The organism is Pseudomonas sp. SH10-3B (assembly GCF_019891415.1).
Classification (GTDB): domain Bacteria; phylum Pseudomonadota; class Gammaproteobacteria; order Pseudomonadales; family Pseudomonadaceae; genus Aquipseudomonas.
In genome coordinates, this window is record NZ_JAFLXD010000001.1 from 279,244 (window position 1) to 303,634 (window position 24,391).

23 protein-coding genes and 1 pseudogene are annotated in these 24,391 nt (G+C 60.1%); 8 read left to right on the forward strand and 16 right to left on the reverse strand.

Annotated features, from left to right (window positions below; translation table 11 throughout):
- Positions 1-273 precede the first annotated feature (273 nt).
- From clpB to rluD, 3 genes are all read right to left on the reverse strand, one after another.
- Positions 274-2,838: an ATP-dependent chaperone ClpB gene (gene clpB / locus J1G35_RS01355; protein ID WP_053131731.1), complete on the reverse strand. Its 2,565-nt coding sequence runs from the start codon at positions 2,836-2,838 to the stop codon at positions 274-276.
- 131 nt (positions 2,839-2,969) lie between these two features.
- Positions 2,970-3,695, reverse strand: coding sequence for a peptidoglycan editing factor PgeF (gene pgeF / locus J1G35_RS01360; protein WP_223012997.1), 726 nt, complete (start codon positions 3,693-3,695; stop codon positions 2,970-2,972).
- A complete protein-coding gene (gene rluD, locus J1G35_RS01365) occupies positions 3,692-4,654 on the reverse strand; it encodes a 23S rRNA pseudouridine(1911/1915/1917) synthase RluD (protein WP_027606843.1) in 963 nt (320 codons plus the stop codon). Before rluD ends, pgeF begins: the two co-directional genes overlap by 4 nt.
- 149 nt (positions 4,655-4,803) lie before the next feature.
- On the opposite strand from rluD, the gene J1G35_RS01370 reads away from it, so the two are divergent.
- Positions 4,804-5,829: an outer membrane protein assembly factor BamD gene (locus J1G35_RS01370; RefSeq protein WP_053131735.1), complete on the forward strand. Its 1,026-nt coding sequence runs from the start codon at positions 4,804-4,806 to the stop codon at positions 5,827-5,829.
- A gap of 125 nt (positions 5,830-5,954) precedes the next feature.
- Positions 5,955-6,188 (forward strand): PP0621 family protein, encoded by a 234-nt coding sequence (locus tag J1G35_RS01375; RefSeq protein WP_223012998.1) that lies wholly within the window; start codon positions 5,955-5,957, stop codon positions 6,186-6,188.
- Here J1G35_RS01375 and thiO read toward each other — a convergent pair.
- The 5 genes from thiO to pilV form a co-directional block, all read right to left on the reverse strand.
- Positions 6,175-7,281 (reverse strand): glycine oxidase ThiO, encoded by a 1,107-nt coding sequence (thiO, locus tag J1G35_RS01380; RefSeq protein ID WP_223012999.1) that lies wholly within the window; start codon positions 7,279-7,281, stop codon positions 6,175-6,177. The two genes, J1G35_RS01375 and thiO, sit on opposite strands and share 14 nt — an antisense overlap.
- A gap of 62 nt (positions 7,282-7,343) precedes the next feature.
- Positions 7,344-7,745 carry a type IV pilin protein gene (locus J1G35_RS01385; protein WP_223013000.1) on the reverse strand — a complete coding sequence of 134 codons (402 nt, stop codon included), beginning with the start codon at positions 7,743-7,745 and terminating at the stop codon, positions 7,344-7,346.
- An 11-nt stretch (positions 7,746-7,756) separates the two neighbouring features.
- Positions 7,757-8,287 (reverse strand): PilX N-terminal domain-containing pilus assembly protein, encoded by a 531-nt coding sequence (locus J1G35_RS01390; RefSeq protein WP_223013001.1) that lies wholly within the window; start codon positions 8,285-8,287, stop codon positions 7,757-7,759.
- Between the two features lie 7 nt (positions 8,288-8,294).
- Positions 8,295-9,002 (reverse strand): prepilin-type N-terminal cleavage/methylation domain-containing protein, encoded by a 708-nt coding sequence (locus tag J1G35_RS01395; protein WP_053131749.1) that lies wholly within the window; start codon positions 9,000-9,002, stop codon positions 8,295-8,297.
- A complete protein-coding gene (pilV, locus tag J1G35_RS01400; RefSeq protein ID WP_223013002.1) occupies positions 8,999-9,484 on the reverse strand; it encodes a type IV pilus modification protein PilV in 486 nt (161 codons plus the stop codon). Before pilV ends, J1G35_RS01395 begins: the two co-directional genes overlap by 4 nt.
- Positions 9,485-9,684: 200 nt before the next feature.
- On the opposite strand from pilV, the gene J1G35_RS01405 reads away from it, so the two are divergent.
- A complete protein-coding gene (locus J1G35_RS01405) occupies positions 9,685-10,266 on the forward strand; it encodes a GspH/FimT family protein (RefSeq protein ID WP_053131756.1) in 582 nt (193 codons plus the stop codon).
- Here J1G35_RS01405 and ispH read toward each other — a convergent pair.
- From ispH to murJ, 6 genes are all read right to left on the reverse strand, one after another.
- Entirely contained in the window at positions 10,220-11,167 is a 948-nt protein-coding gene (ispH, locus tag J1G35_RS01410; RefSeq protein ID WP_223013003.1) for a 4-hydroxy-3-methylbut-2-enyl diphosphate reductase, read from the reverse strand. The two genes, J1G35_RS01405 and ispH, sit on opposite strands and share 47 nt — an antisense overlap.
- A gap of 186 nt (positions 11,168-11,353) precedes the next feature.
- Entirely contained in the window at positions 11,354-11,791 is a 438-nt protein-coding gene (gene fkpB, locus J1G35_RS01415) for an FKBP-type peptidyl-prolyl cis-trans isomerase (RefSeq protein ID WP_172681466.1), read from the reverse strand.
- Between the two features lie 7 nt (positions 11,792-11,798).
- Entirely contained in the window at positions 11,799-12,308 is a 510-nt protein-coding gene (lspA, locus tag J1G35_RS01420) for a signal peptidase II (protein ID WP_053131764.1), read from the reverse strand.
- Positions 12,301-15,132, reverse strand: coding sequence for an isoleucine--tRNA ligase (gene ileS / locus J1G35_RS01425; protein WP_223013004.1), 2,832 nt, complete (start codon positions 15,130-15,132; stop codon positions 12,301-12,303). Before ileS ends, lspA begins: the two co-directional genes overlap by 8 nt.
- Positions 15,133-15,146: 14 nt before the next feature.
- Positions 15,147-16,085, reverse strand: coding sequence for a bifunctional riboflavin kinase/FAD synthetase (gene ribF / locus J1G35_RS01430; protein WP_053131769.1), 939 nt, complete (start codon positions 16,083-16,085; stop codon positions 15,147-15,149).
- 119 nt (positions 16,086-16,204) lie between these two features.
- A complete protein-coding gene (gene murJ / locus J1G35_RS01435) occupies positions 16,205-17,743 on the reverse strand; it encodes a murein biosynthesis integral membrane protein MurJ (protein ID WP_092358832.1) in 1,539 nt (512 codons plus the stop codon).
- 253 nt (positions 17,744-17,996) lie between these two features.
- Between murJ and rpsT the strand changes: the two genes are divergently transcribed.
- Positions 17,997-18,275: a 30S ribosomal protein S20 gene (gene rpsT / locus J1G35_RS01440; protein ID WP_003188401.1), complete on the forward strand. Its 279-nt coding sequence runs from the start codon at positions 17,997-17,999 to the stop codon at positions 18,273-18,275.
- 188 nt (positions 18,276-18,463) lie between these two features.
- Here rpsT and J1G35_RS01445 read toward each other — a convergent pair whose 3' ends face one another.
- Positions 18,464-18,949 (reverse strand): peptidylprolyl isomerase, encoded by a 486-nt coding sequence (locus J1G35_RS01445; RefSeq protein WP_027606858.1) that lies wholly within the window; start codon positions 18,947-18,949, stop codon positions 18,464-18,466.
- A gap of 52 nt (positions 18,950-19,001) precedes the next feature.
- Here J1G35_RS01445 and J1G35_RS01450 point away from each other — a divergent pair, with 52 nt between their 5' ends.
- From J1G35_RS01450 to J1G35_RS31225, 4 genes and pseudogenes are all read left to right on the forward strand, one after another.
- Positions 19,002-19,238, forward strand: coding sequence for a DUF3565 domain-containing protein (locus J1G35_RS01450; RefSeq protein WP_256243893.1), 237 nt, complete (start codon positions 19,002-19,004; stop codon positions 19,236-19,238).
- A 79-nt stretch (positions 19,239-19,317) separates the two neighbouring features.
- Complete coding sequence (gene pta / locus J1G35_RS01455; RefSeq protein WP_223013005.1) at positions 19,318-21,417, forward strand: phosphate acetyltransferase; 2,100 nt, start codon at positions 19,318-19,320, stop codon at positions 21,415-21,417.
- The gene (locus J1G35_RS01460; protein WP_223013007.1) at positions 21,418-22,311 is read left to right on the forward strand and encodes an acyltransferase; all 894 of its coding nucleotides are present in this window, start codon (positions 21,418-21,420) and stop codon (positions 22,309-22,311) included.
- Positions 22,308-22,415, forward strand: a pseudogene (locus J1G35_RS31225) (outer membrane lipoprotein carrier protein LolA); the annotation flags it as partial. The gene J1G35_RS01460 and the pseudogene J1G35_RS31225, both read left to right, overlap by 4 nt.
- Before the next feature lie 70 nt (positions 22,416-22,485).
- On the opposite strand, the gene cysN reads toward J1G35_RS31225, so the two are convergent.
- Entirely contained in the window at positions 22,486-24,384 is a 1,899-nt protein-coding gene (gene cysN, locus J1G35_RS01465) for a sulfate adenylyltransferase subunit CysN (protein ID WP_223013009.1), read from the reverse strand.
- Between the last annotated feature and the right edge of the window lie 7 nt (positions 24,385-24,391).

Below are 24,391 nucleotides of genomic sequence, written 5' to 3' on the forward strand. Positions count from 1 at the left end.
CGATGTAACCTTCTCTTCGACCCTGTCCGTATCGCTACGTTAGCGTCTCTGAGGCGCGCTATTCTACAATCTTAAAAACCCCTGTCAACCCTTTAAATTGCTTTTAAGACAATGATTTGCGCTTCTTTCTGATTTCTTCTTGGGGAGAAGAAACCCGTGGGCTGACGTTGCTGCGGGGCGCACTTTACAAGCCTTTGCCTTACAGTTCAACGCCCTATCGAAAAAAAAGGCCCTGCGATGCAGGGCCTTCTCTTATTACAGTGCAATCCGGGCTCAGTGGAAGACGATTTCGTCGTTCTCCACAGTCGCCTCGACGCTGGTGCCCGGCATAAAGCTGCCCGACAGGATCAACTGCGCCAGCGGGTTCTCGATCCAACGCTGGATCGCACGTTTCAAAGGCCGTGCGCCATATACCGGGTCGTAACCCACCGCGATCAGCTTGTCCAACGCCTCGCGGCTCAGTTCCAGCGACAACTCGCGTTCCGCCAGACGACCGCGCAGACGGCCCAACTGGATCTCGGTAATACCCGCGATCTGATCCCGTGCCAGCGGCTCGAAGATCACCACTTCGTCGACCCGGTTGATGAATTCCGGGCGGAAGTGCGTAGTCAACGCATCCATTACAGCCGCGCGCTGGGCTTCACGATCACCTACCAGTTCCTGGATCTGCGCCGAGCCGAGGTTGGAGGTCATCACGATCACCGTGTTGCGAAAGTCCACCGTACGCCCGTGGCTGTCCGTCAGCCGGCCATCTTCCAGCACTTGCAGCAAGATGTTGAACACGTCCGGGTGGGCCTTCTCGACCTCATCCAGCAGGATCACCGAGTAAGGCTTACGCCGCACGGCTTCGGTCAGGTAACCGCCCTCCTCGTAGCCCACATAGCCTGGTGGAGCACCGATCAGGCGAGCCACCGAGTGTTTCTCCATGAACTCGGACATATCGATCCGCACCATGGCCTCTTCAGTATCAAAGAGGAACTCGGCCAATGCCTTGCACAGCTCGGTCTTACCCACGCCGGTCGGGCCGAGGAACATGAACGAACCGCTCGGACGGTTCGGATCGGACAAACCGGCCCGGGAACGCCGTACCGCGTTGGACACCGCCACGACCGCCTCTTCCTGGCCGATCACGCGCTGGTGCAACAGGTGCTCCATCTTCAGCAACTTGTCGCGCTCACCTTCGAGCATCTTCGACACGGGGATACCGGTCCACTTGGAGACCACTTCGGCAATTTCTTCCTCGGTCACCTTGCTGCGCAGCAATTGGTTTTCGCTTTTGCCGTGCTGGTCGACCATCTGCAGGCTGCGCTCCAGATCCGGGATCACCCCATACTGCAACTCGGCCATGCGGTTCAGGTCGCCTTTACGACGTGCGGCTTCCAGCTCCTGGCGCGACTGCTCGATCTTTTGCTGGATCTGCGCAGAGCCCTGCACTTCGGCTTTTTCCGAGGTCCAGATTTCTTCGAGATCCGAATACTCGCGCTCCAGACGGACGATTTCCTCCTGAAGTTTTTCCAGGCGCTTCTTGGCTGCGTCGTCCTCTTCTTTCTTGAGGGCCTGGGATTCGACTTTCAGTTGAATCAGGCGCCGATCCAGGCGGTCGAGCACTTCCGGCTTAGAGTCGATCTCCATGCGAATGCGGCTGGCCGCCTCGTCGATCAAGTCGATGGCCTTGTCCGGCAATTGACGGTCGGTAATGTAGCGATGGCTCAATTTGGCCGCCGCAATGATCGCGCCGTCAGTGATCGCCACCTTATGGTGGACCTCATAACGCTCTTTCAGGCCCCGCAGAATCGCGATGGTGTCTTCTTCGCTCGGTTCTTCCACGAGGACTTTCTGGAAGCGACGCTCAAGGGCCGCATCTTTTTCAATGTACTGACGATATTCGTTAAGCGTGGTAGCCCCGACACAATGCAGCTCGCCCCGTGCCAAGGCGGGCTTGAGCATGTTGCCAGCGTCCATGGAGCCCTCGCCTTTACCGGCGCCGACCATGGTGTGCAATTCATCGATAAACAGAATGATCTGCCCTTCCTGCTTCGACAGTTCATTAAGCAGGGATTTCAGGCGCTCTTCGAACTCACCGCGGAACTTGGCGCCTGCGATCAACGACCCCATGTCCAAAGACAACAGGCGCTTGCCCTTCAGGCCGTCCGGCACTTCACCATTAATGATGCGCTGGGCCAGGCCCTCGGCAATCGCGGTTTTACCCACCCCAGGCTCACCGATCAGCACCGGGTTGTTCTTGGTGCGACGCTGCAGGACCTGGATGGTGCGACGAATTTCATCGTCACGGCCGATCACCGGGTCAAGCTTGCCTTCTTCGGCGCGCTTGGTCAGGTCGACGGTGTACTTGTCCAGGGCCTGGCGCGACTCCTCGTGGTTAGGGTCATTAACCGCGTCACCGCCACGCAGGTTGTTAATTGCGTTTTCCAGGGCTTTCTTGCTCACACCTTGGCCGAGCAACAACTTGCCTAGCTTGCTGTTCTCGTCCATGGCGGCGAGCAGCACCAGCTCGCTGGAGATGAACTGGTCACCCTTCTGCTGGGCCAGGCGGTCGGCCTGGTTAAGCAGACGCGCCAGATCCTGCGACATATTCACGTCGCCGGTAGGATTTTGGATTTTCGGCAGTTGGTCGAGCTCTTTGCTCAACTCCTTGCGCAGGCTGCTGACATCAAAGCCCACCTGCATCAGCAAGGGCTTGATAGAACCACCTTGCTGCTCCAGGAGCGCCTGCATCAAGTGCGCAGGCTCGATGGCCGGGTGGTCGAGGCCCACCGCCAAGGATTGGGAGTCCGATAAGGCCAACTGCAATTTGCTGGTTAAACGATCAATACGCATTAGTCACCTTCCTTTTGAGCAGGCCGGAGCTATAAAACATTCCTGAATGAAGAAGCCTGCCAGATACCCTTATAGATGGGGTGGATTCTGGAAGATTCAAGCTACGGACAGTTGACGTAAGTCAGGAGAGTCTAGCGTTCGAGCCAGATCAGGGAGGCAAATCGACCGGTGCGCGGGCTGCGCCGGTAAGAAAAGAAGCGCGGATCGGTCACGGTGCAGAAACCACCACCGTAAACAGCCGTGACACCCCGTGCGGCAAGGCGCAGGCGCGCCAACTGATAGATGTCGGCCATGAACTTGCCGGGATTGCGGCTTGGTACAAAGGCTTCGGCAGTTGTCGGCAGACGCTGCATGAAGGCTTCACGCACCTCCGGACCGACTTCAAAGGATTGCGGACCGATTGCCGGGCCCAACCAGACCAGTACATCGGCAGGTTCGGTATCCAGACTTTCAACAGCAGCTTCCAACACACCAGCCGCCAGGCCACGCCAACCGGCATGCGCGGCAGCGACGCGCGTCGCAGCACGGTTGCAGAACAACGCGGGCAGGCAATCGGCAGTCATAGAAGTACAGGCGATGCCAGGGGTACTGGTCCAACTGCCGTCGGCTTCAGCCGTGCGGCCAGGGTCAGCCTCAACCACGGTCACCCCGTGGACTTGGCGCAGCCAGGCCGGCTGAATATCAAATGCGTCGCGAAGACGACGGCGATTTTCAAGGACGGCCTCCAGGCTGTCCTCGACATGATCGCCCAGGTTGAGGCTGTCGAACGGCGCCAGACTGACGCCGCCCGCACGAGTGGTGACACAGGCCTTTACCCGAGCCGGCGCGGGCCAGTCGGGGATCAGCCAGTCATTCATCCGACAAACGCCTCACGATCCTGCTTGAGCAGCGACAGCAACCAGACAAAATCGTCTGGAAGTGGCGATTCCCAGCTCATACGCTTACCGCTCGTCGGATGGTCCAGTTCCAGGAAACGTGCATGCAACGCCTGGCGCGGGAACGTCTTGAGCGATTCGACCATGGTCTGGCTCGCCGCAGGCGGAATGCGGAAGCGGCCACCGTAGGCTGGATCGCCCACCAACGGGAAGTTGATGTGGGCCATATGCACGCGAATCTGGTGGGTACGACCGGTTTCCAGCTTGACCCGCACATGGGTGTGGGACCGGAAACGCTCCAGCACGCGGTAGTGACTCACCGCCTGCTTGCCGCCTTCCATCACCGCCATACGCTGGCGCTGCTGGCCGTGGCGACCGATCGGGGCATTGATCTTGCCACCGGCGACGACCACACCAATCACGATGCACTCGTAGATACGGCTGACGCTACGGCTCTGCAATTGCGTAACCAGTTGCGTCTGCGCCTGAATGGTCTTGGCCACCACCATCAAGCCGGTGGTGTCCTTGTCCAAACGGTGCACGATGCCGCAACGCGGCACGTTGACGATGTCGGGGATGTGGTGCAACAGGGCATTGAGCAAGGTGCCATCAGCGTGCCCGGCCGCCGGGTGAACCACCAGGCCTGCGGGTTTGTTGATGACCAGGATGTCGTCGTCTTCATAGACGATGTCCAGCTCGATGTCCTGGGCGACCCATTCTCCCTGGGCTTCCTGCTCGGCAGTCAGCTCAAGAATCGCACCGCCATGAACTATGTCTCGCGGGCGGATAACCGCTCCATCCACAGTCAGGCGGCCGTCTTTGATCCAGGCGGAAAGGCGCGAGCGCGAGTGCTCAGCGAATAATTGTGCGGCGACTTGATCGAGGCGTTGGCCGCCCAATTCGGACGGCACCTCTGCGCGAAGTTCAATTTTATCGGACATGCTCAGACTAGGCGTGGCACAGCCTTTGGTTTCGGCTGCGCGCTTGTGGTTAAATACGGCGTCTTTTGCCCCGAGGCTTTCAACGGGGCGCTCATCATAACAGGACGGCCCCGCCCAAGACAGCGGCCGTCATAGGGACGCAAGCCGCCATGCAAGTGAAACACCTGCTGCTGATCGCCATCCTCGCCATGACTGCTGCTTGCTCGTCAACAAAGGAAGTCGTCGACGAAAACCTGAGCGAAGTCGAGCTGTACCAATTGGCTCAGAAAGACTTGGACAATAATAGCTACACCAGCGCCACAGCGAAGCTGAAGGCACTGGAGTCGCGCTATCCGTTCGGGCGCTACGCCGATCAGGCCCAGCTTGAGCTGATCTACGCCAACTACAAGAACGCCGAGCCGGAAGCTGCCAAGTCCGCCGCCGAGCGTTTCATCCGCCTGCACCCGCAACATCCGAACGTGGACTACGCCTACTACTTGAAGGGCCTGACCTCGTTCGACCAGGACGTTGGCCTGCTGGCGCGCTTCCTGCCGCTGGACATGACCAAGCGCGACCCGGGTGCCGCCCGCGACTCCTACAACGAGTTCGCCCAGCTGACCAGCCGCTACCCAAACAGCCGCTACGCGCCGGACGCCAAGCAGCGCATGATCTACCTGCGCAACCTGCTGGCTTCCTACGAAATCCACGTGGCCCACTACTACTTGACCCGTCAGGCGTATGTCGCTGCCGCCAACCGTGGTCGTTATGTCGTAGAAAACTTCCAGGAAACCCCTTCCGTGGGTGACGGCCTGGCGGTGATGACCGAGGCTTACCAGCGCCTGCACCTGGACGAGCTGGCCGCTACCAGCCTGGAAACCCTGAAGCTCAACTACCCTGATCACCCAAGCCTGAAAGACGGACAGTTCGTGCCTCAGGTTGCCGAAGCGGACAACCGTTCGTGGCTGAGCAAGTACACCCTTGGCCTGATCGAGTCGCGCCCACCGTTGCCGCCGGGCGAAACCCGCGCCAATCAGGACGTGATCAAGCAGTTCCAGGATGCCAAGGAAGCCATTCCTTCGGACCTCAAGCCGCACGACGAGAACGGCGACGTAATCGAAGAGGAAGAGCCGCAGGCCCTGGGCAACAACCAGGACCGCTCGTGGTTCAGCTACATGACCTTCGGTGTGTTCGACTGATCTGTCGACGCAACGCAAAAAAGGAGCCCCTCGGGGCTCCTTTTTTATGGGTAAGCGTTATTGCGCTGGGCGCCTGCCACGTCCTTGGCTAAACTGGCTCATTCCTTGTCGAGAAACCACCCATCATGCTTCGTCTTCTGTTCTGGATTGCCGTTATTGCTGCCGCAGTGTGGTTCTGGCGCAAATTCAAAAGCCCGACCGCCAAGCAGCAACGCACCAGCGAACCAGGCTCATCATTGATGGTGCGCTGCGCCCACTGCGGCGTGCACCTGCCGCAGGATCGCGCCCTTAGCTCGCGCCAGGAGTGGTATTGCACCCAGGCGCATCTGGAGCAAGGGCCGAAGTCTATCCAGCGCTGATCCGACCTTCGGGCGCGTAGGGTGCCGGGTCGATAATCGGCGCACGCTCCAGCAGCAAATCGGCAAATAACTGACACGATGCCGGGGCCAGGACCAGCCCGTTGCGGTAATGCCCGCAGTTGAGCCACAGCCCGTCGAAGCCGGGTACCCGGCCGATGTAAGGGATGCCTTCCGGCGAACCGGGCCGCAGACCTGCCCAATGCCCAACCACTTCAGCGTCCGCCAATGCGGGGATCAGTTCCACAGCCGAAGCCTTGAGGCTTTCCAGCGCAGTTTCGGTGGGCGTCTTGTCGAAGCCCTCATGTTCCAGGGTGCTACCGATGAGGATGTGTCCATCCCGCCGAGGGATCGCATAACGCCCTTTGGCCAGGACCATGCTCGACAGGAAGTCCGAGGCGCACTTGTACAAAATCATCTGCCCCTTGACCGGCTCCACCGGCAGCGCTATTCCCAACGTGGCGAGCAACTCGCCGCTCCACGCACCCGCTGCGAGCACCACCTGATCCCCCAGAATCGGCCCCTCTACCGTATCCACTCCCACTACATTGTCGCCGTCCAGAACAAAACCGGTCACTTCGCACTGTTCGTGAACGGTCACGGCAGGCAGAGCCAATAGCGCGGCCTTCAAGGATTTGACCAGGCGCGGGTTGCGCACGTTGGCCACATTGGCCATATAGATTGCCTGGGAATACCCATCGCCCAAGACAGGAACCGCGTCATGGGCGGCAGACACATCCACCTTGCTCAGGGGCCGGCCTTCACGAGCCGCCCAGTCCAGTGCCTCGGCTTCGTCATCCAGGTCCAACCAGTACAAGCCCGTGGTGTGAACCTCCGGGTCGACACCGGTAGCGGCAAACAGCCGCTCAGCCAGTTGCGGATAAAAATCCTGAGACCAATGGGCCAGCGCTGTGACCGCCGGGCTGTAGCGCCACGGATACAGTGGCGAAACAATACCTCCGCCCGCCCATGACGATTCCTGCCCGACACCGGCGCGCTCCAGCAGGACCACTGCCTGCCCCTCGGTCGCCAGGTTGAACGCCGTCAACAAGCCGATGACTCCGCCACCGACAATCACCACTTGCTGCTTAGCCATTATTTGATCCAGCCAATAAATAGGGACAAGCGCACCCGGCGCCCAATCATCCAGCACCCTCATCATTGCCCCCAGCATTTCTGGCGCGACATTTCAGGCGCAGCACCCGGATTGCCTCGCGCACCGCTGCTGCCCAAGCTGAATTCACCGCAAGGGTCGCCAGCCATCACCGAATCGACGCCCGGCGTAGCGACCAGGTAGAAATCCTGAGGGTTCAATGCTGCGGTGATTCTATAGCGATCATTGCCCGTACTGACGCCGCTTGCGTCAATAAAACTGCCGTTCCTGACATAAAACCGCTCCAGGTGCTGAGCCTGCTCAGTCAGCAGCGCGACAATTTCCGCGCGATAGACCTTTTTCACATGGCCGGTATACCCGGGGTAAGCGATCCCGGCTAAAAACGCGATGATCGCCACAGCGATCAATAACTCGATCAGGGTAAAGCCCTGGCTGTCCATGCCCATTCCATTGCTCCTTATTGAAGTTGTCGCCATGACACGCGTCGAAACCGCGAACCACTTTCCTCTTCCACCCGCACATACACGGTCTCCAATACCGTGCGCGATTGGCCACTGATCCCGATCGCAGTCACCCGATACAACGCTGCCAGGGTTTGCGGCGGTAAATGGGGCAGCCCCATGCCATGGCCCAGGGATTGAATACCGTAGAAGCCACCCTTGATAGAAACCCAGTTAACCGATGACACAGGACTGGCACCGGCGCCAACCACCGAATACGCGTCATCCGGCGGGCCACAGGCAACGATCGACTGGCACTGCGGCAAGGCAGCGCCCTTTTGCCTCACGCCTTGCTCTCCCAGCCTCAAACCACTTTCTGCAGTTTGCAGCGACTGGTTGCGATGCCACAGGCTGGCGCTGATCTTTTGCTGCGCTACCGCCCCCTGCATCGAAGATAGGCCGATCAATGACAACAGCAGCAAAAACACCAGACTTATCAGCAGGACCATCCCCCTCTGCCGCGAAGACATACCTTCAGCAAGCACCATGGCCGTCCTACCCCACACGGTTTCGCAGCGCTGCCACGACGCTGTAGGTTTGATCTTTTACCCGCCCCGTCGGGTCTTGCAGCGTCATGCGGATACGTACACTGCGGATCAAAGATTCATCGCCAGGCATGGCGTCGTAGCGCACAGCCTGTGCGGATGTCGGCCTGGCAGCCACGCCGAAACTGATATCGAAGGCCCGTACGTTGTCCACCAACACCGCCTTGGCCGGCGCCGCGGGCGTGCTGACCTTCAACTGGCCCGCCTCGAAGGTGTAGGTCCGTTGTCGAATCGCAAAGCGAATCTGCCCAGGCGCCGGCTCAGGTGAGCTTCCTGCATAGGCTTGGGCAGTAGCAGTGCAGTCGGACAGTACCGTCCAGTCGGGCCTGCCACCTCCTGCGTCGACATCGGCGGTGACCAGCGTCAGCGACTTTGAACTGCCCCCGGCACTCCAACTGACGGGTCGCTCGAAGGCTGGCGGGGCGTTGTCAATAAAAGCCGTGGCCAAACAACCAAACATGCCCGCCTGGCGAATATCCCGGATCATCTTGCCCAGTACAAACCGCGCATCATCCTGCAACAACATGGCAGCCTGCTGGCTGGCGTGGGTCGCTCGGGAACTGATCAGCACCTGACTCACCCCCAGCACCAATACCAACCCGACGGCCAGGGCCAGGAGCAATTCCACCAGGCTGAAACCCCTAGCCTGACACCTCATTGCATCACCCCGGGTTCATTGTCGATGCGACTGGTCAGGGTAAGGGTTTCACGCGCGCCAGGCGTGTTTGCCCCCCGCCTGTCATCCCAACTGATACTGACAGTCACCTCATTTGCACTGACCGCCACGGAGCCTTTGGCACTCTCCCCGGCAAAACCGCGAATATTGGCCTCGAAGTCATGCAGGTCCAGATCACGCATGCTGGTGTTCGCGGCACTGGGCGGCGCCCGTACGCCCCGGCGCAATGAGTAGTCGGCACCGGAATTGGCACGGATTCGGTCGAGCATATCGTAGGCGATGAAACTGGCCTGGCTGGTCATCCTTGAACTGTCGGTGTACTTGAGGGCGTTGAGCTGGAGCACCACTGCGCCTAACAGGCCAACGGCGAGAATCAGCACCGCCACGAGCACTTCGATCAACGTCGTGCCGATTTGGGACCGAGGAAAAGTGGGGGAGAAACAGGTTGTCAGGCAGGCAAGCATTACCGTCGTCATCCGTGTCGAAGGCCGAAAAAAGCAGGAAACCCTGCTGTGCGACCCAAGACTAGCGTCGGTTTTTCACCCGCGCCGCCCACGGAACAAAGGGAAATACTTTGGACATAAAGGCCACCATTCGACGCTCCGAACTGGACGCTATACCTATGTCTCAACCCGCTATACACACGTCCACGGAGGGACGACCTATGGAGCAACGAGGTTTCACCCTGATCGAACTGCTGCTCGGACTGTTAGTAAGCGGCATCCTGGCACATCTGGCAGCGCCCAATTTCACGGGGCTGCTGGAATCACAGCAGCGACAAAGCGCGGCGCAGTCGCTGGCGCATGGGCTCCGCTTCGCCCGCACTGAAGCCATCACGCGTAACCGAGCGGTGGTCATCCACGCATTTGACGATGACTGGAGCCTGGGTTGGCGGGTCGTATTGGATGTAAGCGGGCGTGGTCATCTGGACGATGACAACCCGGTGTTACTGGAGCGTCAGGGCAGCGGTCGCGTACCGATAGTCGGGAATGGACCGGTCAAAAGCCAGGTACGCTTCAGCGGGCTGGGCGAGCCGGTATTTGCTGGGGGAGGTTTTCGTGCTGGCACGGTGCACATATGTGCAAAGGATTCGGCGCAGAGCCAGCACCAGGTGGTGCTGGCACCCAGTGGGCGCATCAGCCTGCGCAGCGATAGAGCCGAACAGGCGTTGTGCCGGAATTACTCCGGCACCCTGGCATTCAGAGCAGCGAGCGAACCCGCAGCTCCTTGGGCATGGAGAAAGTGATGTTCTCTTCACGACCCGCCAACTCATCGGCGCCCGTAGCCCCCCAGGCATGCAACTGCTGGATAACACCGCGCACCAGGACTTCCGGGGCCGAAGCGCCCGCCGTGATGCCAATACGCTCGACACCATCGAACCAGCTGCGCTGCATATCTTCGGCCCCATCGATCAGGTACGCCGGTGTCGCCATGCGTTCAGCCAACTCGCGCAAGCGGTTAGAGTTGGAGCTGTTAGGACTGCCGACCACCAGCACCACGTCGCACTCATCCGCCAGTTGCTTGACTGCATCCTGGCGGTTCTGGGTGGCGTAGCAGATGTCGTCCTTACGCGGGCCGCCGATAGCCGGGAAACGGCTGCGCAGCGCGTCGATGACACGACTGGTATCGTCCATGGACAAGGTGGTCTGGGTCACGAAAGCCAATCGGTCGGGGTTGTGCACCTGCAGGTTGGCAACGTCTTTCTCGTCTTCCACCAGATAGATGGCGCCGCCGTTACTGGCGTCGTACTGGCCCATGGTGCCTTCGACTTCCGGGTGGCCAGCATGGCCGATCAGGATGCATTCACGACCGTCACGGCTATAGCGTGCCACTTCGATATGCACCTTGGTGACCAGTGGACAAGTAGCATCGAACACTTTCAGCCCACGGCCAGCCGCTTCGGTGCGCACGGCCTGGGAAACACCGTGGGCGCTGAAGATGACGATCACGTCGTCCGGCACCTGATCCAGCTCTTCGACGAAGATCGCACCACGGGCGCGCAGGTCTTCGACCACGAATTTGTTGTGGACGACTTCATGGCGCACGTAAATCGGTGGCCCAAAGACTTCCAGGGCGCGATTGACGATTTCGATCGCCCGGTCCACGCCAGCACAGAAGCCACGGGGGTTGGCGAGTTTGATTTGCATGCTATGCCTCGTGTCTTGCAGCGCAAGAAATTGGATCAACCCGGCCCCTGACGGGTACCGAATCCTGTAGGAACTGGCTTGCCGGCGATGCAGGCGCAGCGTCGTATAAGCTACGTCGCGGTGATGCAATCGTCGGCAAGCTGGCTCCTACACAGGCCAGCGCCCGCAGGCGCTGGTTTTCGTCGATCAGATCGCTTTAACGTCGAAGATTTCAACATCGAACGTCAAGGTTTTACCGGCCAACGGATGGTTGAAGTCGATGGTCACTTGCGCGTCATCGAAGGTCTTGACCACACCGGGCAGCTCGGTATTCGCCGCATCGTTGAAAATCACCAGCAGGCCTTCCGACAGTTCCATATCCTGGAACTGCGAACGCGGGATAATCTGCACGTTTTGCGGGTTGGGCTGGCCAAACGCGTTCTCCGGCAGGATCTGCAGGGTGCGCTTATCGCCGGCCTTGAAACCGAACAGGGCTGCTTCAAAACCCGGCAGCAGGTTGCCATCGCCGACTTTGAAAGTCGCCGGGGCTTTGTCGAATGTACTGTCGACCGTGTCGCCATTCTCCAGGCGCAGTGCGAAATGCAAGGTGACTTCCGTGTTCTGGCCGATGCGTTGCTCAGCCAATACCTGATCAGTCATTGACGGTCTCTCCGGTTTTCTTACTTTTGAACATGTCCAACGCCAGCATGATTGCGCCGACGGTGATGGCGCTGTCGGCAAAATTGAACGCCGGGAAGTAATGGCGGTTCTGCCAATGCACCAGGATGAAGTCGATCACATGGCCCAGGGCAATGCGGTCGTACAGGTTGCCCAACGCGCCGCCCAGCACCAAAGCCAAGGCGATGGCCAGCCAGGTGTCATCGCGGCCCAGGCGCTTGAGCCAGACCACGAGCACCGCACTGACCACTACGGCGATCAGAGCGAACAGCCAGCGCTGCCAGCCACCACCGTCAGCCAGGAAGCTGAAAGCCGCGCCGGTGTTGTAGGCCAGGGTCCAGCTGAAGTAATCCGGGATCACCACGATTTGCTGGAACATTTCCAGGGAGCCTTCGAAGTGAGCCTTGCTGACCTGGTCGATGACCAGGACCAGCAAACTCAACACGAGCCAGCCCAGACGTCCGAAACGACTGGCGTTAGGCATAGTGGCGAACCTCGCCTGCACCAGAAATGTTATCGACGCAACGACCGCAGATTTCCGGATGCTCAGGGTTCACGCCCACATCTTCACGGCAGTGCCAGCAACGGGCGCACTTAGGGAAGGCCGACTTGACCACTTTGAGCTTGAGACCCGGTACTTCGGTGGCCACGGCGTCCGCCGGTGCCTGGGCAAACGGTGCCAGGCTCGCAGTGGAAGTGATCAATACGAAGCGCAGTTCGTTGCTCAGCTTGGTCAGGTCGGCGGTCAGGCCTTCCTCGGCAAACAGGGTGACTTCGGCCTGCAGGTTGCCACCGACGGCCTTGGCCGCACGCTGAACCTCCAGCTCCTTGTTCACCGCAACCTTGACGGCCATTACGCCTTCCCAGTACTCGCGACCCAGCTCGAAGTCGGCCGGCAGTTCGGTCAAACCTTCATACCAGGTGTTGAGCATGACGGACTCGTTACGCTCGCCCGGCAGGTATTCCCACAGTTCGTCGGCGGTGAAGGCCAGGATCGGGGCGATCCAGCGCACCAGCGCTTCGGATATGTGGTACAGCGCGGTCTGCGCCGAACGGCGGGCCTTGCTGTTGGCGCCGGTGGTGTACTGGCGGTCCTTGATGATGTCGAGGTAGAAACCACCCAGCTCCTGCACGCAGAAGTTGTGGATCTTCGAGTAGACGTTCCAGAAACGATATTCGCCATAGTGTTCCTGCAACTCGCGCTGCAGCAACAGGGTACGGTCCACGGCCCAACGGTCCAGGGCGAGCATGTCCTCGGCCGGCAGGATGTCGGTGGCCGGGTTGAACCCGGTCAGGTTCGACAGCAGGAAGCGCGCGGTATTACGGATACGGCGGTAAGCATCGGCGCTGCGGGCCAGGATCTGGTCCGACACGGCGATTTCGCCCGAGTAATCGGTCGATGCCACCCACAGACGCATGATGTCGGCGCCCAAGGTGTCGTTGATCTTCTTCGGCTCGATCACGTTCTTCAGCGACTTGGACATCTTGCGGCCCGTCTCATCGACGGTGAAGCCGTGGGTCAGCAGCTCGCGGTACGGGGCGTGATCGTCGATGGCGCAACCGGTCAGCAACGAGGAATGGAACCAGCCACGGTGTTGGTCGGAGCCTTCCAAGTACAGGTCGGCACGCGGGCCGGTCTCGTGACCCATAGGGTGCGAACCGCGCAGCACGTGCCAATGGGTGGTGCCCGAATCGAACCACACGTCGAGGGTGTCGCTGATCTTGTCGTACAGCGGTGCTTCGTCACCCAGCAACTCGGCGGCGTCCAGCTTGAACCAGGCTTCGATGCCCTCCTGTTCAACACGCTGGGCCACCACTTCCATCAGTTCGACGGTACGTGGGTGCAACTCGCCGCTTTCCTTGTTGAGGAAGAACGGGATCGGCACGCCCCAGTTGCGCTGGCGGGAGATGCACCAGTCCGGACGGTTGGCAATCATCGAATGCAGGCGCGCCTGGCCCCAGGCCGGGACGAACTTGGTGTCTTCGATGGCCTTGAGCGAGCGCACACGCAGGGTGTCGCCGCTGGTCGGTTCTTTGTCCATGCCGATAAACCATTGCGCGGTGGCGCGGTAGATCAGCGGGGTCTTGTGGCGCCAGCAGTGCATGTAGCTGTGCTTGATGGTGTCGGTCTGCATCAGCGCACCGACTTCACGCAGCTTGTCGATGATCGCCGGGTCGGCCTTGAAGATGAACTGGCCACCGAAGAATTCCAGCGACGGCACATAAACACCGTTGCTTTGCACCGGGTTGATGATCTCATCGTTGACCATGCCGTACTTCTTGCAGATCACGAAGTCGTCCACACCATAGGCGGGCGAGCAGTGAACCACACCTGTACCCGAACCCAACTCGACGTAGTCAGCCAGGTACACCGGCGACAGACGGTCATAGAAAGGGTGACGGAAGTTGATCAGCTCCAGCGCGGAACCGGTGGTGGTGGCGATCACCGAACCTTGCAGTTCGTAGCGCGCCAGGCACGCTTCGACCATTTCCTCGGCCAGCACCAGCAGGCGATCACCGACGTCTACCAAGGCGTAGGTGAATTCCGGGTGCACGTTCAGCGCCTGGTTGGCGGGAATGGTCCACGGGGTGGTGGTCCAGATCACGATAGCAGCCGGCTTGCTCAGGCTTGCCAGGCCGAACGCCTGGGCCAGCTTGGCGTCGTCGGCGATCGGGAAGGCCACGTCGATGGTCGAGGACTTCTTGTCTTCGTACTCGACTTCCGCTTCAGCCAGGGCCGAGCCGCAATCGAAGCACCAGTTCACGGGTTTGAGGCCCTTGAACACGAAACCGCCCTTGACGATTTCGGCCAAGGCACGGATTTCACCGGCCTCGTTCTTGAAGTTCATGGTTTTATAGGGGTTGTCCCACTCGCCCAGCACACCCAGGCGGATGAACTCGGACTTCTGCCCTTCGATCTGCTCGGCAGCGTAGGCACGGCACAGCTCGCGGGTTTTATCCGCGCCCAGGTTCTTGCCGTAAGTCACTTCGACCTTGTGTTCGATCGGCAGGCCGTGACAGTCCCAACCCGGGACATAAGGCGCGTCGAAGCCCGCCAGGGTTTTCGAGCGCAGGATCATGTCCTTGAGAATCTTGTTCAGCGCATGACCGATATGAATCGTGCCGTTGGCATAAGGAGGGCCGTCGTGCAGGACGAATTTCGGACGATCCTTGCCAATTTCGCGCAACTTTCCGTACAGGCCAATACTGTCCCAGCGCTGCAGGATCTGCGGTTCGCGCTGTGGCAGGCCGGCCTTCATTGGGAAGGCGGTGTCCGGAAGGTTTAGCGTGGCTTTATAGTCGGTCATTTAAGGCTCTTCGGTTAGCGATGGGCGCTAGGTGCGGCTAGTGCACGGGCGGCGGCGACATCCGCATTGATCGCCGTTTTCAACGCCTCAAGGGAGGCGAAACGCTGCTCTTCACGCAGCTTCTGGTGGAAAACCACCGTCAAACGCCGGTCATACAGATCACCGGCAAAATCCAAAAGGTGAACTTCCAGGTGGGCCTTGCCATCACCTGCAACCGTGGGCCTGACGCCTATGTTGGCGACTCCCGGCCACGGCTGGCCGTCGATGTCGACGCTGACCAGGTAAACCCCGGTGAGCGGCACACGGCGGCGCTTGAGTTGCACGTTGGCGGTTGGCGTGCCCAGTTGGCGCGCCAGCTTCTGACCGTGCAGTACCCGTCCGGCAATGCGGAACGGGCGACCGAGCAAACGCTCGGCCAGGGCGAAGTCGGCAGCGGCCAGGGCGTTACGCACCTGGGTACTGCTCACGCGCAGGCCGTCCAGTTCGACGGTTTGTGCGGCTTCGACGGTAAAGCCTTGGGTGATACCAGCCTGTTGCAGGAAATCGAAATCGCCTACGCGGTCGCACCCGAAACGGAAGTCGTCGCCGACCTCCAAATGCTGTACGCCCAGGCCGTCTACCAATATGCGGTCGACGAACTCGGCAGCGCTGAGGCTTTGCAAACGCTGGTTGAAAGCCAGGCAGAGGACGCGGTCCACACCCTCTTCGGCCAGCAGTTGCAGCTTGTCCCGCAGACGGGCCAGACGCGCCGGCGCCGTTTCCGGGGTGAAATACTCCCGCGGCTGCGGCTCAAAAATCACCACGCAGCTGGGTACGCCCAACTCGACCGCACGCTCGCGCAGCCGGGCCAGGATAGCCTGGTGGCCACGGTGAACACCGTCAAAGTTGCCAATAGTGGCGACGCAGCCCCGATGTTCAGGGCGCAGGTTGTGGAGACCTCGAACCAGCTGCATAACGCGCTTCTTGCTCATAAAGTGGTCGATTATAACCACACCCGGCCCCGGACGACAGGCAACAGCGCAGGGCAAATGGATCGAATCGATAAAACAACCGTTTTATCGCGGCAAACTCTCTAGCTCAATGACTTGCGATTGAAATCCCGCAGGCGGAAGCCCTGCAGCAGCAACATCCCGAAGTACACCACCACACCGGCCACGACCAGCACACCCAGGCGCATGAAACGCTCGAGCATATGGCCTTCATCCCAGGCCGGCATGAAGTGCATCAGGCCGAGCAATACCGCCGACATCATCGCAACGGCCACCAGCAACTTGAGGGCAAACATGCCCCAGCCCGGCTGGGGCTGAAACATCTGTTGCTTGCGCAGTTGATAAAACAACAGGCCGGCGTTGATGCACGCACCGGCACTGATGGCCAGGGCCAGGCCGGCGTGGGCCAGTGGGCCGATAAACACCAGGTTGAGCAGTTGCGTGACGATCAGCGTAAAGATCGCGATCTTTACCGGGGTACGGATGTTCTGCTGGGCATAGAAACCAGGCGCCAGCACCTTGATCACGATGATGCCGAGCAGGCCGACGGAATACGCCACCAACGCATGCTGGGTCATCAACGCATCATGTGCATCGAATTGCCCGTACTGGAACAGCGACACTGTCAGCGGCTCGGCCAGGATCCCCAAGGCCAGTGCGCATGGCAGGACCAGGACGAAGCACAGGCGCAGCCCCCAATCGAGGATGCGCGAGTATTCCTGGCGATCCTTGCTGGCGTAGGTGCGCGCCAGTGTCGGCAGCAAAATGGTGCCCAGCGCCACGCCCAGCACGCCGGACGGCAATTCCATGAGGCGGTCGGCGTAATACATCCACGACACCGAGCCGGATACCAGCAGCGAGGCGAACGCGGTGTTGATGATCAGGGAAATCTGGCTCACCGACACGCCAAGGATCGCCGGCAACATATTGCGCATTACGCGCCACACGCCGGTGTCCTTGAGGTTCAGGCGCGGCAATACGAGCATGCCGATCTTTTTCAGGTGCGGCAGCTGGTAGAGCAATTGCGCCAGGCCACCGGCCAGCACGGCCCAGCCAAGGGCCATGACCGGCGGATCGAAGTAAGGTGTCAGGAACAGTGCAAAGATAATCATGCTGACGTTAAGCAGCGTCGGCACGAACGCCGGCACCGAGAAACGGTTCCAGGTGTTGAGGATCGCACCGGCCAGGGATGACAGCGAGATCAGCAATATATAAGGAAAGGTCACCCGCAACAGATCAGTGGTCAGCGCGAATTTTTCCGGCGTATTGGCAAAACCCGGCGCGGTGGCCCAGATCACCCAAGGCGCAGCGAGCATGCCGACGAGGGTCACCAGCATCAGCACCAGGGTCAGCAGGCCCGAGACGTAGGCGATAAAGGTACGGGTCGCCTCCTCCCCTTGCTGGGTCTTGTACTCGGCCAGAATCGGCACGAACGCCTGGGAAAATGCGCCCTCGGCAAAGATCCGCCGCAGCAGGTTGGGCAGTTTAAACGCAATAAAGAACGCATCCGTGGCCATGCTGGCGCCAAAAATACGCGCCAGCAGGGTGTCACGCACAAACCCCAAAACCCGGGAGATCATCGTGATAGAGCTGACGGCGGCCAACGATTTGAGCAGATTCATTGAAAGAGTTTGCGCCTATAGATAAAGAGCAGGCGAACTAAGCGCCTACTTATGCGATACTGCGCGCCTGCAACAGCACAGCGCCAAAGCTCGCGAGTTTACAGGTCAAGCGCCGGAAATAAATCACCCGCCTCTTCAGATCGACCACTCAGCAGTTCGCATCAGCCGGCCTTGACAACACATCAAGTCATCGGCATGATTCGCGGCCTATTTTGTTTGCTATTTCCTAAAAAGTCTTTCGAGGAGCTCGACGGTGGCCAACACACCTTCCGCCAAAAAACGTGCAAAACAGGCTGAGAAGCGTCGCAGCCACAACGCCAGCCTGCGTTCCATGGTTCGTACCTACATCAAGAATGTAGTTAAAGCCATCGACACCAAAGACGCTGAAAAAGCTCAAGCAGCTTACGTTCTGGCTGTGCCAGTTATCGACCGTATGGCCGATAAAGGCATCATCCACAAGAACAAGGCCGCTCGTCATAAGAGCCGCCTGAATGGCCACATCAAGGCTCTGAGCGTTCCTGCTGCAGCCTAAGTGGTAACAACTGCGACGCAGCCTCGGTTGCGAAACAGTTAAGAAATGCCCCGTACCGAAAGGTCCGGGGCATTTTTGTTTGTGCCTGAAAATACGCCCCTCCTACAGGTGGATGTGGTGATTCTCAGACAAAAAAAACGCCCCGAACCAGTCGGGGCGTTTTGGCTACCACTTGATCAAAACATCAATCAATGGTGATGACCGCCTTCACCGTGGACGTGGCCGTGGGCCACTTCTTCCTGGGAAGCGTCACGGATGGCAACGATCTTCACTTGGAAGTTCAGGCGCTGGCCAGCCAGAGGGTGGTTGCCGTCGACGGTAACGTCGTCGCCGTCCAGATCACGGATAGTGACGATCTGCATTTGGCCGTCCGGCGCGGAAGCGTGGAACTGCATGCCCACTTCCAACTCATCAACACCTTCGAACATGCTGCGGCTCAGGGTGCTGACCAGTTCGGCGGAATATTCGCCGTAGGCATCTTCAGGTTCTACGGCAACGGTCAGTTCATCACCGACACTCTTGCCTTCCAGGGCCTTTTCCAGGCCTGGGATGATGTTACCTGCGCCTTGCAGGTAGACCAGCGGCGCGCCGCCGGCTGAGCTGTCGATGACCTCACCAGCGTCGTTGGTCAGGGTATAGTCGATGGAGACAGCCTTGTTAGCGGCGATCGTCATGGGGCGAGACCTTTTGCATAAGAATGAAGAACGGACAAGTCTAAACAAGGATTTGCCCGAAAGCGAACAGAACCCGGACGGACGGGACCGATCAACGGCATCCTTGATCATCGGTTTCCACCAGGACGAGGAGGATCACTGGGTTGCCGAGCTGTCTTGCGGCCACACCCAGCACCTGCGCCACCAGCCGCCATGGCAGTCCCGCGCGTGGGTACTCGACCCTGCGCAGCGCCTGGAAAAAATAGGCCAGCCCTTTGCCTGCGGCTGGTGTGCGCGAGCGCCCGAATAACGATAACCTTGGCACCTGATTCCCGGCAGGCACTCAGCCATAGAGCGCCACCGAAGCCATGCACCTCCAGAGAATTCGCATGCAGACTTTTTTTATCGCGCCCACCGATTTTGGTGTGGGCCTGACCTCCATCAGCCTTGGGCTGGTGCGTACCCTCGAGCGAGCCGGCCTGAAAGTCGGCTTCTTCAAGCCGATTGCCCAGCCGCACCCTGGCGATACCGGCCCTGAGCGCTCCACTGAATTGATAGCGCGCACCCACGGACTGAAACCACCACAGCCCCTGGGCCTGGCTCACGTAGAGCGGATGCTCGGCGACGGCCAACTCGACGAACTGCTCGAAGAAATCATCACCCTTTATCAGCAGGCCGCCGTGGGCAAGGACGTGCTGATCGTCGAAGGCATGGTGCCGACCCGCAGCGCCAGCTATGCGGCGCGGGTCAACCTGCACTTGGCCAAGAGCCTGGATGCGGAAGTGATCCTGGTCTCGGCTCCGGAAAACGAAGTACTTACCGAACTCTCCGGCCGCGTGGAATTGCAGGCCCAGCTGTTCGGCGGCCCGAAAGACCCGAAAGTGCTCGGTGTGATCCTGAACAAGGTCCGTACCGACGAAGGCATGGAAGCCTTCTCGGCACGCCTCAAGGAGCATTCGCCCTTGCTGCGCAGCGGCGATTTCCGCCTGCTCGGCTGCATTCCTTACCAGCCGGAACTCAACGCGCCACGCACCCGCGACGTGGCCGACCTGATGGGCGCACAGATCCTCAATGCCGGCGACTACGAAACCCGGCGCATGACCAAGATCATCATCTGCGCCCGCACCATGCGTAACACCGTGGAGCTGCTCAAGCCCGGCGTGCTGGTGGTGACCCCCGGCGACCGCGACGATATCATCCTCGCCGTCAGCCTGGCCGCGATCAACGGCGTGCCCCTCGCCGGCCTGCTGCTGACCAGCGACACCCTGCCCGACCCGCGCATCATGGAGCTCTGCCGCGGTGCGTTCCAGGCCGGGCTGCCGGTTTTGTCGGTAAGTACCGGTTCCTACGAGACCGCCAATCTGCTCAACAACCTCAACAAGGAAATCCCCATCGATGACCGCGAGCGCGCGGAGATCATCACCGATTTCGTCGCCAGCCACCTCGATGCGCGCTGGCTGCACCAGCGCTGCGGCACGCCACGAGAGATGCGCCTGTCGCCGGCGGTGTTCCGCTATCAGTTGATCCAGCGCGCCCAGGCCGCCAACAAACGCATCGTGTTGCCCGAGGGCAGCGAGCCGCTGACCGTGCAAGCCGCCGCTATCTGCCAGGCAAGGGGCATCGCTCGCTGTGTGCTGCTGGCCAAGCCGGCTGACGTGGAAGCCGTCGCCCGCGCCCAGGGCATCGAATTGCCCGAAGGCCTGGAGATTCTCGACCCGGACCTGATTCGCCAGCGCTACGTCGAGCCCATGGTTGCCCTGCGCAAAAGCAAGAGCCTCAACGCACCGATGGCCGAGCAGCAACTGGAAGACACCGTGGTGATCGCCACCATGATGCTCGCGCTGGATGAAGTGGACGGCCTGGTCTCCGGCGTTATCCATTCCACCGCCAACACTATTCGCCCGGCCCTGCAGTTGATCAAGACCGCACCGGGCTGCACCCTGGTGTCGTCGGTGTTCTTCATGCTGTTCCCGGAGCAGGTGCTGGTCTACGGCGACTGCGTGATGAATCCGCACCCAAGTGCCGCCGAGCTGGCGGAAATCGCCCTGCAAAGCGCCGACTCGGCCGCAGCCTTTGGCATCACCCCGCGTGTGGCGATGATCAGTTACTCCAGCGGCGACTCGGCCAGCGGTGAAGAAGTGGAGAAAGTCCGCGAAGCCACCCTGCTCGCTCATGAGCAGCAAAGCTCACTGCTGATCGACGGCCCGTTGCAATACGACGCCGCCGCCAACGAAACCGTGGCTCGCCAACTGGCCCCCGACAGCCTGGTCGCCGGCAAAGCCACTGTGTTCGTGTTCCCGGACCTGAACACCGGCAATACCACCCACAAGGCCGTGCAACGCAGTGCCGATTGCGTCAGCCTCGGGCCGATGCTCCAGGGCCTGCGCAAACCGGTCAACGACCTGCCACGCGGTGCCCAGGTCGACGACATCGTGTACACCATCGCACTGACTGCGATCCAAGCCGCCAACCGACCTATGGATATCTAAATGCTGGATTTTCTACCTGCCGCCGTACGCGGGGTGATCGCGTCCTTGTTGCTGGCGCTGAACACGATCCTGCTGTGCTCATTCCTGTTCATCGTGGCACTGTTCAAGGCGCTGCCCTTCGCCAAACGCTTCAGCGAATGGCTGATGAACCACACCCATGAAGCCTGGGTTACCAACAACAAGGGTTGGATGAACCTGGTGCGCAGCACCCGCTGGCACCTTAAAGGCCTTGAAGGCCTGGACTACCAGCACTCATACCTGGTGACCAGCAACCACCAGAGCTGGGTCGACATCATGGTCCTGCAATACGTGCTCAATCGTCGGATTCGCCCGCTGAAGTTCTTCCTCAAGCAGGAGTTGATCTGGGTGCCGGTGATTGGTTTGGCGTGGTGGGCGCTGGGCTTTCCCTTCATGAAGCGCTACACGAAGGCCTACCTGGAAAAACACCCGGAGAAGAAAGGCAAAGACCTGGAAACCACCCGCAAGACCTGTGCGAAGTTTCGCGACAACCCAGTGGGGATTTTCAACTTTGCCGAAGGCACGCGCTTTACGCCGGGCAAGCACGCACAGCAGAAGTCGCCGTTTCGTTACCTGCTCAAGCCCAAGGCGGGTGGTATCGCGTTTGTGCTGGATGCCATGGGGGAACAGCTGAAATCACTGGTCAACGTGACCATTCACTACCCTGGCGGGCGCCCGGGGTATTGGGACTTGCTGTGCGGGAATGTGAAGGACGTTGTGGTGCAGTTTGAAGAGGTGCAGATTCCGGCAGAGTTTATCGGCAGGAATTATGAGCAGGATGGGGAGTATCGGTTGGCGTTCCAGGGTTGGATCAACCGGTTGTGGGAAGAGAGGGATGTGTTGCTCGAAAAACTTCACCGCGACTTTCCTGCTTGACACCTGTAGGAGCGAGCTTGCTCGCGAAGGTCGTTAACGATGACGTTGGCATCCTGATTCAACGCGGCGCACTCAGGTTTTTCGCGAGCAAGCTCGCTCCTACAGAGATCACGGTTCGCATGAAAAAGCCCGCCACCAAGTGATCGGTGGCGGGCTTTTTTGTGCGCTTGAGGCTTAGATCGCGCCGCGCTGGCGCAGCAATTCCAGCACTTGCTTGACGCTGTCTTCCAGCGACAGGGCCTGGGTGTCGATCACCAGATCGGCATTCAACGGCACGTCGTACGGGAAGGATTCGCCAGGGATGTTATCCCCGCCCGCCGCGTACAGGCCTTGCGGATCACGCTCGGCGCACACCAGCGGCGAGGCTTGCACGTAGACCGTCAGCAAGCGATCAGCACCAATCAGCGCCTTGGCCTGTTCACGGCCTTCGGCATCCGGGGCGACGAACGCAGCCAGGGTCAACAGGCCGGCTTCGTTGAACTGACGCGCCACGTGGGCAGCACGACGCCAGTTCTCGGTACGCCCGGTACGGTCCTGCGGCAACCCTTTGTTCAGGTCGTGACGCAGGTTCTGGCCATCCAGCACAAACACCGCGCGGCCCCTGTCGAACAGTTTGCGCTCGACCGCGTAGGCCAAGGTGCTCTTGCCAGCGCCCGACAGGCCGCTGAACAAAACAGTCGCCGGTTGCTGACCGAAACGCAGGGCGCGTTCTTCGGTGGCGACATGGGCCAACTTGCCGTGCTGCCCCGCACTGCCGTGAGTGACCGGTGGCGCAATGATCATGCCCGCCGCCACAGTGCCGTTGGTCAAGCGGTCGATGACGATAAACGCACCGGTGGTGCGGTTGCTGTCATAGCCATCCAACGCGATGGCGGCATCGAGGCTGACCTTGACCCGGCCGATCTCGTTCAACTGCAGCGAACTCGCCGGGCCTTCGGCCAGGGTGTTCACGTCCACACGGTGCACAATGCTGGTGATGGAGCCCGGCACGTAGCTGGTGGCGCGCTTGATGTCGTATTTCTTGCCCGGCAGCATCGGCTCTTCGGCCATCCACACCAGCATGGCGTCGAAGGCGTCGGTCACTTGCGGCACGTTGTCGGCATGCACCAGCAGGTCGCCACGGGAGATGTCGATCTCGTCTTCCATGGTCAGGGTCACGGCCTGGCCTGGGCCGGCGTGCTCCAACTCACCTTCGAAGGTAACGATGGATTTGACGCGGCTGCTCTTGCCCGACGGCAGCACCACGACTTCGTCGCCTTTGTGCACGATGCCGCTGGCCAGGGTGCCGGCAAACCCACGGAAGTTCAGGTTCGGTCGGTTGACGTACTGCACCGGGAAACGCAGGTCGGTGTAGTTACGGTCGTTGGCGATCTCGACGGTCTCGAGGATCTCCATCAGCGACTGGCCGGTGTACCAAGGCGAACGCTCGCTCTTGTTCACCACGTTGTCGCCCTTGAGCGCCGACATCGGCACGAAGGCCATGGTGCTTGGCTTGAACGCGATGCCTTCGGCGAACTTCAGGTAATCGGCCTTGATCGACTCGAACACGCTTTGGTCAAAGCCGTTGATGTCCATCTTGTTGACGGCGATCACGATGTGCTTGATGCCCAGCAACGAGGCGATATAGCTGTGGCGACGGGTCTGGGTCTGCACGCCGTAACGGGCGTCGATCAGGATGATCGCCAGGTCACAGGTGGATGCACCGGTGGCCATGTTGCGGGTGTACTGCTCATGGCCGGGGGTGTCGGCGATGATGAATTTGCGCTTGGCGGTGGAAAAGTAGCGGTAGGCGACATCGATGGTGATGCCCTGCTCACGCTCGGCCTGCAGGCCGTCGACCAGCAACGCCAGGTCGATGTCGTCACCGGTGGTGCCGGACTTTTTCGAGTCACGGGTGATGGCTTCCAGGTGATCTTCGTAGATCATCTTGGAGTCGTGCAGCAGGCGCCCGATCAGGGTGCTCTTGCCGTCGTCGACGTTGCCACAGGTCAGGAAGCGCAACATCTCTTTGCGCTCGTGCTGGCCCAGGTAGGCGAGGATGTCCTCGCTGATCAAATCAGATTGATGCGACATGACAGCC

Excerpts from the sequence above, each read along its gene's own strand:
- J1G35_RS01405 (WP_053131756.1), top strand. The coding sequence starts at position 9,685 with ATGGAGCAACGAGGTTTCACCCTGATCGAACTGCTGCTCGGACTGTTA.
- J1G35_RS01375 (WP_223012998.1), top strand. The coding sequence starts at position 5,955 with ATGCTTCGTCTTCTGTTCTGGATTGCCGTTATTGCTGCCGCAGTGTGG.
- lspA (WP_053131764.1), bottom strand. The coding sequence starts at position 12,308 with ATGCCTAACGCCAGTCGTTTCGGACGTCTGGGCTGGCTCGTGTTGAGT.
- J1G35_RS01445 (WP_027606858.1), bottom strand. The coding sequence starts at position 18,949 with ATGACGATCGCCGCTAACAAGGCTGTCTCCATCGACTATACCCTGACC.
- J1G35_RS01390 (WP_223013001.1), bottom strand. The coding sequence starts at position 8,287 with ATGGTGCTTGCTGAAGGTATGTCTTCGCGGCAGAGGGGGATGGTCCTG.
- clpB (WP_053131731.1), bottom strand. The coding sequence starts at position 2,838 with ATGCGTATTGATCGTTTAACCAGCAAATTGCAGTTGGCCTTATCGGAC.
- J1G35_RS01385 (WP_223013000.1), bottom strand. The coding sequence starts at position 7,745 with ATGGGCATGGACAGCCAGGGCTTTACCCTGATCGAGTTATTGATCGCT.
- pilV (WP_223013002.1), bottom strand. The coding sequence starts at position 9,484 with ATGCTTGCCTGCCTGACAACCTGTTTCTCCCCCACTTTTCCTCGGTCC.
- cysN (WP_223013009.1), bottom strand. The coding sequence starts at position 24,384 with ATGTCGCATCAATCTGATTTGATCAGCGAGGACATCCTCGCCTACCTG.
- ispH (WP_223013003.1), bottom strand. The coding sequence starts at position 11,167 with ATGCAAATCAAACTCGCCAACCCCCGTGGCTTCTGTGCTGGCGTGGAC.
- murJ (WP_092358832.1), bottom strand. The coding sequence starts at position 17,743 with ATGAATCTGCTCAAATCGTTGGCCGCCGTCAGCTCTATCACGATGATC.
- J1G35_RS01370 (WP_053131735.1), top strand. The coding sequence starts at position 4,804 with ATGCAAGTGAAACACCTGCTGCTGATCGCCATCCTCGCCATGACTGCT.
- pgeF (WP_223012997.1), bottom strand. The coding sequence starts at position 3,695 with ATGAATGACTGGCTGATCCCCGACTGGCCCGCGCCGGCTCGGGTAAAG.
- ileS (WP_223013004.1), bottom strand. The coding sequence starts at position 15,132 with ATGACCGACTATAAAGCCACGCTAAACCTTCCGGACACCGCCTTCCCA.
- J1G35_RS01460 (WP_223013007.1), top strand. The coding sequence starts at position 21,418 with ATGCTGGATTTTCTACCTGCCGCCGTACGCGGGGTGATCGCGTCCTTG.
- pta (WP_223013005.1), top strand. The coding sequence starts at position 19,318 with ATGCAGACTTTTTTTATCGCGCCCACCGATTTTGGTGTGGGCCTGACC.
- thiO (WP_223012999.1), bottom strand. The coding sequence starts at position 7,281 with ATGGCTAAGCAGCAAGTGGTGATTGTCGGTGGCGGAGTCATCGGCTTG.
- rluD (WP_027606843.1), bottom strand. The coding sequence starts at position 4,654 with ATGTCCGATAAAATTGAACTTCGCGCAGAGGTGCCGTCCGAATTGGGC.
- ribF (WP_053131769.1), bottom strand. The coding sequence starts at position 16,085 with ATGCAGCTGGTTCGAGGTCTCCACAACCTGCGCCCTGAACATCGGGGC.
- J1G35_RS01395 (WP_053131749.1), bottom strand. The coding sequence starts at position 9,002 with ATGAGGTGTCAGGCTAGGGGTTTCAGCCTGGTGGAATTGCTCCTGGCC.